The following is a 12,581-nucleotide window of genomic DNA, read 5'->3' on the forward strand; positions in this document are numbered from 1 at the left end:
CAGCTAACGTAGCGTCCATGGAGACCGCAGGTGCGCTGCTCGCCGCCGGCACCGAGGCGATGATCGAGGCGGCGTTCCGCACGGGTGACTTCCTCCCCGCCTGGCAGATGCTCGAGGGTGCGCGGCGGCAGGCCTGTGACGCCGATCAGCCGGTCGAGGAGGCCGCCGCGCTGACCCGGCTGGGCATGCTGGCCCATTTCGCCGCTCTGGGCGGCGACCTGACCCGGGCCGACTGGGCCACCGAGGAGCAGCTGTTCACCGCGGCGCTGCGCATCCAGCGCGAGATCGGTGACGCGTCCGGCGCGGCCGAGTCCCTGTTCGGTCTCGGACTGGTCCACCAGGTGCTGCGGGGCGACTGGACCACCGCGATGCCGTTCTACACCGAGGCGCTGGCGCTGGCCGAGAGCTATGCCGACGAGATGGTGCGCTCCGAGGTGCACCGGCACATCGGCTTCTTCCACGTCTTCGTGGCCGGTGACACCGAGCGCGGGCTGCGCCATCTGCGCATGTCGCAGGTGCTGCGGGAGCGCTACGGCGACCCGCGCCGGGTCGCCACCGGCACGCTGGCGCTGGGCGAGGCCGAGCTGGCCGCGGGCAACGTGCCCGAGGCGCTGCGCCTGCTGCGGGAGGCCGTCCACCAGGCCCGCCAGGCCGGCCTCACCCCGCAGCGGATCAGCTGGGCCGAGCACGCGCTGGCCGACGCCGAGCGCGCCGCCGCCTGACCCGTCCGGCGTCGCGGGGCTGACCCGTCCGGCGTCGCGGGGCTGACCCGTCCGGCGTCGCGGGCTGACCGGAGTGTCCAGCGTCAGTCGGATGTCCGACGGATCGATCGCGATCATTCCGGCTGGGTCGCTAATTTGACGGTCAGCAGCACTGAGCATTGCTGGTCACAGGGGGCGGCCTTGACCGAGCTGGGCGACGCGTATCCGTCTTTCCACCGGGTGATCGGGATCGACCTCGGCACCAGCTCGTGTGCGGTCTCGGTCTGGGACGGCGCCAAGCCGCTCGTCGTCCGCGGCCCGACCGGCGCCCCGACCATGCCGGCCACGGTGAGCCAGGACCGATCCGGTCAGGTGATCGCCGGAGTGCCCGCGGCCGGCGACCCCCAGAACGTCATCGCCGGCATCAAGCGCCGGCTGGGCAGCGGCGACCGGGTCCGGTTCCGCGGCCGCACCTATCTGCCCCGCGACATCTGCGCCTTCCTGCTCATCGAGCTGAAGCGTCAGGCCGAGGCGTTCGTCGGCGAGCTGATCCACGATGCGGTGATCACCGTGTCGGCGGCGGCCGGCGAGGCCCAGCGGCGGGCGTTGCGCGAGGCGGCCGGGCTGGCCCAGCTCAACGTGCGCCGGCTGGTCGAGGATCCGGTGGCCGCGGCGATGGTGCTCGGGGTGGACGCCCCGCCCGGCACGTATGCCGTCTACGACCTGGGCGGAGGCACCTTCGACGCCTCGATCGTGCGGGTCGCCGACGGCACGGTCGAGGTCCTCGGCACCGCCGGCGACCAGGTGCTCGGGGGCGACGACTTCGACGAGCTGATCGTCGGTCACGTGCTGCGCCAGATCCGCGAGCGGCACCACGTCGACCTCAGCCAGGACCGGGCGATCCGCCGGCGGGTCCGGTGGGAGGCCGAGATCCGCAAACGCGAGCTGTCGTCGGCCGACTCCACGACGCTCGAGCTGCCGCTGCTCACCGCCACGGTCAGCGCCGGTGTGCCGCTGAGCCGGCGGGCCTTCGAGGCGATGATCGAGCCGGACGTGCAGCGCTCGCTCGACCTGCTCAGCGAGGCCATCGCGGCGGCCCGCGCGGCGCACGGCGTGGGCTGGGCCGACATCGACCAGGTGGTGCTGGCCGGCGGCTCGACGCGGATCCCGGCGATCCGCGAGCGGCTGGCCGCCTACCTCGGCTGGGGCGCGGCCCGCATCCGCACCGACCTCGACCCGGACGAGATGGTCGCCCGGGGCGCCGGGCTGGTGGCCCGCGACTACGAGCCGGCGCCGGTGTTCGAGGGCTCCCCGGTCGGTCTGCTCAGCGCCAGCCTGCGGCTGCGGGCCGAGATGGCGGTGCCCGAGGCCGGGCCGGTCGCGGACGAGCAGGCCGAGGAGCCGGAGTCGCCCGGTCCGGCCGGGCCGCCCGCCGAGACCCCGGCCGACTTCCGCCGCACAGCCGACGCGGCATACATGTTGCTCCTGCAGGACGACGATCTGACCGCCCTGGCCGCCGCTTACGGCGCCTTCATCGCGGCCGTTCAGGCGGCTGCCCCGGACGCCCGGCTGGCTGAGCTCGGCCGGGCGCTGAAAGCGGAGTACGACCGGGCGTCCGGCTAGCCTGGCCTGATGCTGATCAGTTGTGGCGCGCCGGTGGCCGGAGCCTGGGCCGGCCCGGATTCGCTGGGCGGGTTCGCCGAGCGGGCCGAGCAGCTCGGCTATCACGGGTTGTGGACGTTCCAGCGCCTGCTGGTCGGCACGGAGCAGCGGGTGCTCCCCGTCTATCGCAGCGTGCTCGACCCCCTGATCGCCCTGACCTGGGCCGCCGCGCGCACCAGCCGGGTCCGGCTCGGTGTCGCGGTGCTCAACATCCCGTACGTCTCCCCGGCCCACCTGGCCAAGCAGGCCGCCACCCTCGACCGGCTCTCCGGCGGCCGTCTCGACCTGGGGCTGGGCACCGGCTGGTCGGGGCCCGAGTTCATCGCCACCGGCTCCGATCCGCATCCGCGGGGCCGGCGTGTCACCGAATACCTCGAGGTGCTGCGCACGTTGTGGAACGACCCGGTGGCGTCGTTCGAGGGCGAGCTCTACCGTGTCCCGCCGAGCACGATGGCGCCCCCGCCGGTGCAGCCGGGCGGTCCGCCGGTGCTGCTCGGGGGCACAGCCGACAGCGCCCTGCGCCGGGCCGGGCGGCTCGCCGCGGGCTGGGTGAGCAGCAGCAGCTCGACGCTCGACGAGGTTGCGCGGGGTGCTCAGATCGTGCGGCGGGCGGCCGAGGAGGCCGGGCGGGACCCCGATGCCGTCCGGATCGTGGTGCGCGCCGTCGTGCGGCCCGGGCAGCGCGACGACAGTGATCCCTTGTCCGGCGACTGGGCCCAGATCCGGGCCGGCGCCGAGCGGTACGCCGAGTCCGGCGTGACCGAGTTGTTCTACGACCTCAACTGGGACCCTCTGATCGGGGCGCCGGACGCGGACCCGCGGGTGGCCGGTGAGCGGGCCGACGAGATCCTCACCGCGCTGGCCCCGCCGGGCTAAGACCGCCTTCGAAGTCTGAATGGGCCCGAATGGTGAGCCCGATTCGTTATCGGAATGGCCGTCGTCATCGTATGACGACCTTTCCCGGGTTTACCAGGAGTAGTCCTGGGAACACGCCTGGGCATCCGGGCGGACCATGGAACAACGGTCCGATGGGTGGGATGGCCGTCGATACGGCCCCGTGCAAGCGCTCTGACCGAAGATCTTGCGTTACCTGATCGCCTACACCGCAGAATCCGACGGTGGTCACCAGCCAAGATCGACACGGTCAGGAAACGGGGACGAAACAGCGGGCGACCGGACGGCGGGGCTGACTTCAATGACTTTGCGCAACAGTACGATTGCCCTCTGGTACTCCATTACGGACATTGGTGGCGAAGATGAGCGACGATACGGGCGATTTGTACGCTCAAGTACTACTTCAGAGCGGCCGAAGGTGGGCACAGTTGTGACACCTGCCATCCCCGTCTTTCAGCTGGCTGTTATTCATTCGATGCGTCAACTCATTTCCTACGCCCGAGATCCGGGCTACCTTTCCCAGCGCAGCATCCGAATGCCTCTCACGCACGGCGCATGTGAGGTGTGTCGTCCGATGGAGGTGACCGACGCTTGGAACCGCTGATCGAAGAGGCCGAGCTCGCCCGTAAGGGTGCGCCGACCGACCCGATTGCAGCGCCGACCGGCGAGTCCGTGAAGAAGGTGGACACCCGCCGGAAGTCGCCGACTCAGATCGCCCTCGCGCGCCTGCGCAAGGACAAGGTCGCGGTCATCTGCGCGAGCATCTTCCTCTTCTTCATCCTGATCGCGATCTTCGCGCCGCTGCTGGCCAAGCTCGAGGGTCAGGACCCGACGACGCTGAACCAGAACCTGATCGACCGGTACGGCTATCCGACCGTCGCCCCCAACGGCGAGCACTGGTTCGGCGTCGAGCCGCGCCTGGGCCGCGACCTGTTCGCGCGCTGGGTCTACGGCGCGCGGCCGTCGCTGATCGTCGCCGGCTCGGTCACGGTGGTGACCACGCTCGTCGGTGTGGTCGTCGGTCTGATCGCCGGGTTCATGGGTGGCTGGATCGACCGGATCCTCTCCTGGATCATCGACTTCGTCCTGAGCCTGCCCTACCTCCTGTTCGCCATCGCCGTCCCGGCCGCGCTGCTGGCGGTATTCGTCGGCAACACGGAGGCGGCCGGCAACGAAGAGGTCGCCTCGGTGCGCTTCTACGCCCTGATCATCGTGCTCTCCTTCTTCGGCTGGGCCAGCCTCGCGCGACTGATCCGCGGCGAGGTGCTCACCCTGCGCGAGCGAGAGTTCATCGCTGCGGCCAAGGTGCTCGGTGTACCGACCCGCAAGGTGCTCTTCAAAGAGCTGCTGCCCAACCTGGTGGCGCCCATTGTCATCTCGGTCTCGATGGCTCTACCGACCTACATCGTCACCGAGGCAGGCCTGACCTACCTCGGCGTCGGGCTCACCGAGCCGACGCCGTCCTGGGGCCTGACCATCGCCGCCGCACAAAGCTGGTACCGGGCCGATCCGCTCTACCTGTGGATCCCGGTAGCCGCCATCACGATCCTCGTGCTCGCGCTGAGCCTGCTCGGCGACTCGATTCGTGACGCATTCGATCCCCGCACCCGCAGGTGACGAGGTGACGCCCAGTATGAGAAGAGGAGAAATGGCAAGGCGATTTAACGTTGCCATTGCGGCCACCGCCGCCTTGGCGCTCGGTGTGGCCGGCTGCAGCAGCCCGTCGTCGAACAACGACGCGGAGGGCGGCTCGTCCGACGCCGGCAAGATCGAGTCCCAGGTCAACGCGACCGACCCCAACGCCAAGGGCCCGGCCAAGGAGGTCGAGGGTGCCCGTCCGGGTGGTGTGCTCAACGTCGTTGCGCAGACCACGCCGAACACCTTCGACCCGACGGACATCTACTACGTCGACTCGAACGAGATCGGCAAGCTGATGTTCCGCACGCCGACCCAGTTCGACATCCGTGACGGCAAGGCCGTTCTCGTCCCGGACCTCACCGACCTGGGCACCCCGTCGGCCGACAAGCTGACGTGGACCTTCAAGATGCAGCCGAACATCAAGTACGAGGACGGCACGCCCGTCAAGGTCGAGGACCTGGCGTACGCGATCAAGCGGTCGTTCGCCCACGACGTCTACGTCAACGGCCCGACCTACCAGCAGCAGTACTTCAAGGACGGCGACAAGTACAAGGGTCCCTACAAGGACGGCGACACCTACTCCGGCGTGGAGACCCAGGGCACCGACACCCTGGTCATCCACCTGGCCCGCCAGTTCTCGGACCTGCCGTTCTACATGACCTTCCCGATGTTCACGCCGATCCCCAAGGCGAAGGACAACCGGCAGGACTACAAGAACAAGCCGCTGTCGACCGGCCCCTACAAGTTCAAGACCTACCAGGCCGGTACGTCGCTGGTGCTCGAGAAGAACACCAACTGGGACCCGGCCACCGACGCGGTGCGCCACCAGTACCTGGACGGCTACAACTTCCAGTGGGGCGGCGACGCGGTCAAGTCGCAGCAGGCGGTGCTCAACAGCAACGGCCAGGACGCCAACTCGATCAACTACGACGACCTGGACGCCTCGCTGATCCCGCAGCTGACCGGCGACAAGCGTGAGCAGCTGGTCCAGGGCCAGAGCTCCTGCAACATCGTGTGGCAGCTCGACACCCGGAAGATCCCGCTGGAGGTCCGCAAGGCGATCGCCAAGGCGTACCCCAACGACCAGATCTACAAGGCCGGTGGCTTCAACGACTACGTGGCCGAGCCGTCCAGCACGGTCATGCCGCCCTCGGTGCAGGGCTACGAGAAGTACTCCCCGGTCCCCGACCTGACCGGCACCGGTGCCGGTGACCCGGCTGCCGCCAAGGCGATGCTCGAGGCGGCGGGCAAGAGCGGCTTCGAGCTGTCGTACTACTTCGACAACACCAAGCCGATCACGCAGCAGGTCAGCCAGATCCGGTCCGACGCGCTCACCAAGGCCGGCTTCAAGGTCAAGGCGATCGGCGTCTCCACCGCCGACCTGCGCACCAAGAAGGGCGACTACGACGCTCCGGTCAACATGGGCCAGAGCCCGGGTGGCTGGTGCTCCGACTGGCCGACCGGTGGTTCGTGGTTCCCGGTGCTCTTCCAGACCCACAGCATCGCCGACGGCCAGAGCTGGGGCATGCTGAGCGACAAGGCGCTGGACGCCGAGATCACCGCCGTGGCCGACCTGCCGGCCGAGGAGTCGACCTCTAAGTGGGCCGCCCTCGACAAGAAGGTCATGGAGCTGTACGTCGCGATCCCGCAGTACTACGACAAGATGGCCGTGGTCAAGGGAACGAACGTCGGCACCACCACCGGTGACCCGACCATGGGTATGCCGAACTTCGCGAACATGTTCCTGAAGAGCTGACGCAGTAAATCGCTGAAAACCGGGGTGGTCCGGCCTGCCGTTCGGCCGGCCGGGCCACCCCGGGCGCAAGAATGAGACCTCCGGCGCCGCGGCTACCGACGCGCGTCCGATCGAACTCCCGGGCCCACCCCCGGCGCCGTGATGAAAGAGGAGCAAGCGGTGCTGCTGTACATCCTGCGACGCGTCCTGAGCGCGATCTCCGTCGTGATCGTGACGCTGGTGGCCAGCTTCGCGCTGTTCTTCTTCGCGCCGACCGACCCGGCCGGCGTCATCTGCGGCCCCCGCTGCACCCCCGAGCGGGTCGCCGACATCGAGTCGAGCCTCGGCCTCGACCAGCCCAAGGTCGAGCAGATCGCCCTCTACATGAAGGGCATCGTCGCCGGGCGTGAGTACTCCACCGGCGGCGTCGTCCGGCACTGCGACGCCCCCTGCCTCGGCTACTCCTACACGCTGGGCCAGCCGGTGACCAAGCTGATCGCCGCGGCCCTGCCCGTGACGGTCTCCATCGTCCTCGGTGGCGCCGTCGTTTACCTCATCGTCGGCATCATGGCCGGCACGATCGCGGCTCAGGTACGAGGCACCTCGCTCGACCGGTTCGTGGTCGGCTCCACGCTGGTCGTCCAGGCCATCCCGTACTTCGTCTTCGCCCTGCTGATCGCCCTCTACGCGACCTTCCTGCCGGACTCGGGCTATCACCCGTTCCTGGACAACCCGTTCGCCTGGGCCAGCGGTCTGCTCGCGGCCTGGCTGACGATCGGCGTCACCAACGCGGCGTCCTACACCCGATATTCGCGCGCCTCCATGATCGAGGCGCTCGGGCAGGACTTCGTCCGCACCGCGACCTCCAAGGGCATCAGCCGGCGGCGGGTCGTCTACCGCCACGGCCTGCGGGCCGGCCTCACCCCGGTCGTCACGATCTTCGGCATCGACCTGGCCTTCCAGCTGACCGGTGCGATCTTCACCGAGAGCATCTTCAACCTGCCGGGCATCGGCCTGCTGACGCTGCGCGCCTTCAACCAGTACGACCTGCCGGTGCTCATGGGCGGCGTGCTCATCGGCTCGGTGGTACTAGTTGTGATGAACCTCGTCGTGGACATCGTCTACACGGTCCTCGACCCCCGGGTGCGGCTCGGATGATCCCGGCCCGCACCCCGCTATCCACTTCCCGCAGCACGAAGGCGGCAGCATGAGCGACCAGACCCCCGGGGCCCCCACCACGGTGACCCGCGTCCCCCGCGACCCGTCGGCCAACGAGGAGGCCTACCTCGAGGTCAACGACCTCCAGGTGCAGTTCCCCACGGCCGACGGCCTGGTCCGGGCGGTGCAGGGCCTGAGCTACTCGGTGCCGCTGCGCCGCACGCTGGCGATCGTCGGCGAGTCGGGCTCCGGCAAGAGCGTCTCCAGCATGGCTGTCCTGGGCCTGCACGACCGCAAGGTCGCCCGGATCACCGGCTCGATCAAGGTCGGCGGCCGTGAGGTCGTCAACATGAGCGACAAGGACCTCGAGGGTTTCCGCGGGGGCGACGCCGCGATGATCTTCCAGGACCCGCAGTCCTCGCTGCACCCCTACTTCACGGTCGGCAACCAGATCATGGAGTCGTACCGGGCGCACAACAACGTCAGCAAGCGCGCGGCCAAGGAGCGGGCGGTCGACATGCTCGGCCGGGTCGGCATCCCCAACCCGCGCCGGCGCGTCGACCAGTACCCGCACGAGTTCTCGGGCGGCATGCGGCAGCGCGCGATGATCGCGATGGCGCTGGTCAACGACCCCAAGCTGCTGATCGCCGACGAGCCGACGACCGCGCTCGACGTGACCGTGCAGGCGCAGATCCTCGACCTGATCGCCGACCTCCAGCGCGACTTCGGCTCCGCGGTCGTCTTCATCACCCACGACCTGGGTGTGGTGGCCGAGATCGCCGACGACATCCTGGTGATGTACGCGGGCACGGCGGTCGAACACGGCCCGGTCAACAAGATCCTCGGTCAACCCCTGCACCCGTACGCCTGGGGTCTGCTCGAAAGCATCCCGGCGCTCACCGGCGACCCGCAGCCGCTGCACCCGATCCCCGGCTCGCCGCCCAGCCTGCTGGCCGTGCCGTCGGGCTGCCCGTTCCACCCGCGCTGCGAGTTCAAGGACCGCGTGCCCGACGACTGGTGCACGACGCTGCGGCCCGACCTCATCCCGCGGACGGCAGATCTGGGCCGCTCCTCGCGGTGCCATCTGAAGGATCCCGACAGGATCTTCGAGACCGAAATCCTGCCCCGGCTGCCGTAAGAGAGACCACTGCGATGACCGAAACCACGACCCCCGCCAAGTCCGGCGTCCGCACGGTGCCCGGGGCTCCGCTGCTCGAGCTCGACGGCGTCAAGATGCACTTCAAGACCAAGGGCGAGGGCTTCCTGGCCCGCCGCACCCAGTGGGTGCAGGCCGTCGACGGTGTCGACCTGACCGTCGGCGCGGGTGAGACGATCGGCCTGGTCGGCGAGTCCGGCTGTGGCAAGTCGACCACCGCCCGCCTGATCACGCGGCTGCTCGAGCCGACCGCGGGCGAGATCCGATACCAGGGCGTCGACATCGCGCACATGTCGGAGCGCCAGCTGCGTCCCTACCGCCGCGAGATCCAGCTGATCTTCCAGGACCCGTACTCGTCGCTGAACCCGCGGCACACGGTCGGCACGATCGTCGGCACGGCGCTGCGGACGCACGGCATGGTCGCCAAGAGCGGCGAGCTGTCCCGGGTGCAGGAGCTGCTCGAGGTCGTCGGTCTCAACCCGGAGCACTACAACCGCTACCCGCACGAGTTCTCCGGCGGCCAGCGCCAGCGCATCGGCATCGCCCGCGCGCTCGCGGCCCGGCCGAAGATCATCGTGGCCGACGAGCCGGTGTCGGCGCTCGACGTGTCGATCCAGGCCCAGGTGATGAACCTGCTCGAGAGCCTGCGCTCGGAGCTGGGCATCGCGTTCGTCTTCATCGCGCACGACCTCGGCGTGGTGCGGCACTTCTGCGACCGGGTCGCGGTCATGTATCTCGGCCGGGTCGTCGAGGAGGGCCCGCGCGACGCGCTCTACCAGAAGCCGCAGCACCCGTACACGCAGGCGCTGCTCTCGGCGGTGCCGGACATCGGCGTGGTCCGCGGCGTCCCCCCGAAGAACCGGATCCGCCTGGTCGGCGACGTGCCCAGCCCGGTCGACCCGCCCTCGGGCTGCCGCTTCCGCACCCGCTGCTGGAAGGCGCAGGACATCTGCGCCACCGAGGACCCGGCCCTCATCGAGCGCGCCCCGGCCCAGCGGGTGGCCTGCCACTTCGCCGAGCCGCCGGCCGAGTCGATCCTCGCGGAGACGGCCTGACCTTGGTCCCGCCGCCCCGCCAATCCGTCTATCGCACCAAGGCCTACCGGGTCCGGCAGCGCTCGCTCATCGCGCTGGCCGGGCTCGCCCTGTTGCTGACCGGGTACGGTCTCGGTCGCTGGCAGGACACGCCGGCCCCGTCGGCGGCGGCTCTGCCGGTTCCGGTGGCGCCGTCGTCGGTCTCCCCGCCACCCGGGCCGGCCAGCGAACCGCCCGAGCCGACGGTCTATCCGGCGTTGCAGGCCGAGGCGGCCGACGGCACCATGGGCACTGAGGCGCAGCCGACCGAGGACGAGGGCGGCGGGCAGAACGTCGGCTGGATCGCCAACGGCGACCAGCTGCGGTTCGACGATGTCGACTTCGGACCGGTGGCGGCGACCAAGCTCGACGTGCGGGTGGCGTCGGACGCCGAGGGCGGGCGGATGGAGATCCGGCTCGACGGGGCCGACCAGGCGCCGATCGGCACGCTGAACGTCACCAGGACGGGCGGCTGGCAGAAATGGCGGACCGACCAGGTCGACATCACGCCGACGACCGGTAACCACACGGTCTTCCTGGTCTTCGTGCGCGGCGACGGCGCCGAGTTCGTGAACCTGAACTGGTTGCAGTTCGTCCACTGAGAAAGCCGCGCGGGGAACGCGCGGCTTGTCTCGTCAGGCGGCTGCGGCCGCCAGCTCACTCGTACGGGGCTCGTGGACGACCGGAATGTGCAAGGTGACCACTCCGTTGTCGCAGCGGGCCTCGAGGCGATCGGTGTCCAGCGACTCGGACTCGCTCAGATCGACCTCGCGGGTCACCGGGCCCGCGGCCGGCGTGCCGGCCTCGGCCGTGTCCGCGCGACGCTGCACGCGAACGGTCAGAACACCGTCGTCGACGGAGATGTCGATACCGGCCTTGTCGATTCCCGGCAGGTCGATGTCGACGTAGAAGGTCCCGTCGATCCGGTACGCGGCGAGCCGTGCCCCGGAGTGGCGGGTGCTGTCGAACACGCGGCAGGTGAGCTGGTCGAGCTCACGAACCGTCGCGCCGTGAGGCGACATGGTGGTTCCTCCAGGCGGAGTTCTTCTCTGCGTTCGGCCCGGGCGGGGTGAGCTCGGGTCCGGTCTGGCCAACGGAGATTCTGGCCTCCGAATTCCCATAGGGACATGACCGGCGTCACGATCCGGACGAAACTTTCGTTACGATCTGTTGTCGTCGAGCCGAAATTCGACTACCTCTCAGGCGTGCCCTCACCACCACCAATTCTCTGGTGGCAGGTGCTGCCGCTGACCAGGCGCGGGTCAGCGGGCGGTGGCCCACCCTGGCACTCAGCGTGACGGTTCTCTCGTAGCCCGGGTGCTCACCGTCACCACCGTTCCGACGGTTCTCGTCGTCGAACAAGTGTTCTATAGTGACGGCGTGGTGATCCTGCACGCCGACCTCGACGCCTTCTACGCGTCGGTCGAGCAGCGTGACGACCCGGCGTTGCGCGGTCGCCCGGTGCTGGTCGGCGGCGGGGTCGTGCTGGCCGCCAGCTACGAGGCGAAAGCGCGGGGTGTGCGCACCCCGATGGGCATCGCCCAGGCCCGCGCGATCTGCCCGGCGGCGATCCTGGTGTCCCCGCGCATGACGGCCTACTCCACCGCCAGCAAGGCCGTCTTCGAGATCTTCCGGGACACGACTCCGCTGGTCGAGGGCATCTCCATCGACGAGGCGTTCCTCGACGTGGGCGGCCTGCTGCGGGTCAGCGGCACCCCGCGCGAGATCGCCACCCGCCTGCGGGCCGAGGTGCGCGACCAGGTCGGCCTGCCCATCACGGTGGGCATCGCCGGCACGAAGTTCCTGGCCAAGGTGGCGAGCGCGGCCGGCAAGCCGGACGGTCTGCTCGAGGTGCCGGCCGGCGGCGAGCTGGCGTTCCTGCATCCGCTGCCGGTCGAGCGGCTGTGGGGCGTCGGCCCGGTGACCTCGGCCAAGCTGCGCGAGCACCGCATCACCACGGTGGCCGACGTGGCCCGCATCGGCGAGGCCGCACTGGTGTCGATGCTCGGCCCGGGCGCCGGCCGCCATCTGAACGCGCTCGCCCACAACCGTGACCCCCGCCGCGTCCGGGTGGGGCACCGGCGCGGCTCGATCGGTGCGCAGTGTGCCCTGGGCCGGCGCCCCCGCCCGTTCACCGAGATCGAGGCCACCCTCGACGCACTGGTCGACCGCGTGACCCGGCGGATGCGCGGCGCCCACCGGGCCGGCCGCACGATCACGGTGCGCCTGCGGTTCGACGACTTCGGCCGCGCCACCCGCTCCCGGTCCCTGCTCAAGGCGACCATGCAGACCCGGGCCATCCAGACCACGGCCCGCGACCTGCTCCACGAGGCCCGCCCGCTGATCGCCGAACGCGGCCTCACCCTGGTCGGCGTGGCCGTCAGCAACCTGGACGGCGACGGCCACGTGCAGCCGTCCCTCTTCGACGAGGCCGACGACGACCGTCTCGACGTGGCCGTCGACGCGGTCCGCGACCGCTTCGGCTCGTCGTCGCTCTCCCGAGCAGCCACAATCGGCCGCGAGCTGGGCCCCTCAGTCCCGATCCTGCCCGACTGACCCCCGGC

At 69.9% G+C, this 12,581-nt stretch carries 11 protein-coding genes; 10 read left to right on the forward strand and 1 reads right to left on the reverse strand.

Translation table 11 applies throughout. The features are described 5' to 3' along the window. The first annotated feature begins 17 nt into the window (after positions 1 to 17). The 9 genes from NAG42_RS23300 (at position 18) to NAG42_RS23340 (ending at position 10,619) form a co-directional block, all read left to right on the forward strand. Positions 18 to 722, forward strand: coding sequence for a tetratricopeptide repeat protein (locus NAG42_RS23300; RefSeq protein WP_250033027.1), 705 nt, complete (start codon positions 18 to 20; stop codon positions 720 to 722). 180 nt (positions 723 to 902) lie between these two features. Continuing rightward, the gene (locus NAG42_RS23305) at positions 903 to 2,324 is read left to right on the forward strand and encodes an Hsp70 family protein (protein WP_250033029.1); all 1,422 of its coding nucleotides are present in this window, start codon (positions 903 to 905) and stop codon (positions 2,322 to 2,324) included. A 9-nt stretch (positions 2,325 to 2,333) separates the two neighbouring features. Then, positions 2,334 to 3,239, forward strand: a complete 906-nt coding sequence (locus NAG42_RS23310; RefSeq protein WP_250033031.1) for a TIGR03619 family F420-dependent LLM class oxidoreductase — start codon at positions 2,334 to 2,336, stop codon at positions 3,237 to 3,239. 609 nt (positions 3,240 to 3,848) lie between these two features. Then, the gene (locus NAG42_RS23315; protein ID WP_250033033.1) at positions 3,849 to 4,874 is read left to right on the forward strand and encodes an ABC transporter permease; all 1,026 of its coding nucleotides are present in this window, start codon (positions 3,849 to 3,851) and stop codon (positions 4,872 to 4,874) included. A 31-nt stretch (positions 4,875 to 4,905) separates the two neighbouring features. Next, positions 4,906 to 6,651 carry an ABC transporter substrate-binding protein gene (locus tag NAG42_RS23320; RefSeq protein ID WP_250033034.1) on the forward strand — a complete coding sequence of 582 codons (1,746 nt, stop codon included), beginning with the start codon at positions 4,906 to 4,908 and terminating at the stop codon, positions 6,649 to 6,651. 159 nt (positions 6,652 to 6,810) lie between these two features. After that, positions 6,811 to 7,788 carry an ABC transporter permease gene (locus NAG42_RS23325; protein WP_250033036.1) on the forward strand — a complete coding sequence of 326 codons (978 nt, stop codon included), beginning with the start codon at positions 6,811 to 6,813 and terminating at the stop codon, positions 7,786 to 7,788. A gap of 49 nt (positions 7,789 to 7,837) precedes the next feature. Further along, positions 7,838 to 8,926, forward strand: a complete 1,089-nt coding sequence (locus NAG42_RS23330) for an ABC transporter ATP-binding protein (RefSeq protein WP_250033038.1) — start codon at positions 7,838 to 7,840, stop codon at positions 8,924 to 8,926. Positions 8,927 to 8,940: 14 nt separating this feature from the next. Then, positions 8,941 to 9,999, forward strand: coding sequence for an ABC transporter ATP-binding protein (locus NAG42_RS23335; RefSeq protein WP_250033040.1), 1,059 nt, complete (start codon positions 8,941 to 8,943; stop codon positions 9,997 to 9,999). A gap of 2 nt (positions 10,000 to 10,001) precedes the next feature. Continuing rightward, the gene (locus tag NAG42_RS23340) at positions 10,002 to 10,619 is read left to right on the forward strand and encodes a carbohydrate-binding protein (RefSeq protein WP_250033042.1); all 618 of its coding nucleotides are present in this window, start codon (positions 10,002 to 10,004) and stop codon (positions 10,617 to 10,619) included. 33 nt (positions 10,620 to 10,652) lie between these two features. On the opposite strand, the gene NAG42_RS23345 is transcribed toward NAG42_RS23340, so the two are convergent. Next, a complete protein-coding gene (locus NAG42_RS23345) occupies positions 10,653 to 11,039 on the reverse strand; it encodes an Hsp20/alpha crystallin family protein (protein ID WP_250033043.1) in 387 nt (128 codons plus the stop codon). 361 nt (positions 11,040 to 11,400) lie between these two features. Here NAG42_RS23345 and dinB point away from each other — a divergent pair, with 361 nt between their 5' ends. Next, the gene (dinB, locus tag NAG42_RS23350) at positions 11,401 to 12,573 is read left to right on the forward strand and encodes a DNA polymerase IV (RefSeq protein ID WP_250033482.1); all 1,173 of its coding nucleotides are present in this window, start codon (positions 11,401 to 11,403) and stop codon (positions 12,571 to 12,573) included. Positions 12,574 to 12,581: the final 8 nt, after the last annotated feature.

Source organism: Paractinoplanes maris, from assembly GCF_023544465.1.
GTDB lineage: Bacteria > Actinomycetota > Actinomycetes > Mycobacteriales > Micromonosporaceae > Actinoplanes > Actinoplanes maris.

Coding starts and splice junctions, on each gene's coding strand:
- NAG42_RS23345 (WP_250033043.1), bottom strand. CDS start 11,039: ATGTCGCCTCACGGCGCGACGGTTCGTGAGCTCGACCAGCTCACCTGC.
- NAG42_RS23320 (WP_250033034.1), top strand. CDS start 4,906: ATGGCAAGGCGATTTAACGTTGCCATTGCGGCCACCGCCGCCTTGGCG.
- NAG42_RS23300 (WP_250033027.1), top strand. CDS start 18: ATGGAGACCGCAGGTGCGCTGCTCGCCGCCGGCACCGAGGCGATGATC.
- NAG42_RS23310 (WP_250033031.1), top strand. CDS start 2,334: ATGCTGATCAGTTGTGGCGCGCCGGTGGCCGGAGCCTGGGCCGGCCCG.
- NAG42_RS23335 (WP_250033040.1), top strand. CDS start 8,941: ATGACCGAAACCACGACCCCCGCCAAGTCCGGCGTCCGCACGGTGCCC.
- NAG42_RS23330 (WP_250033038.1), top strand. CDS start 7,838: ATGAGCGACCAGACCCCCGGGGCCCCCACCACGGTGACCCGCGTCCCC.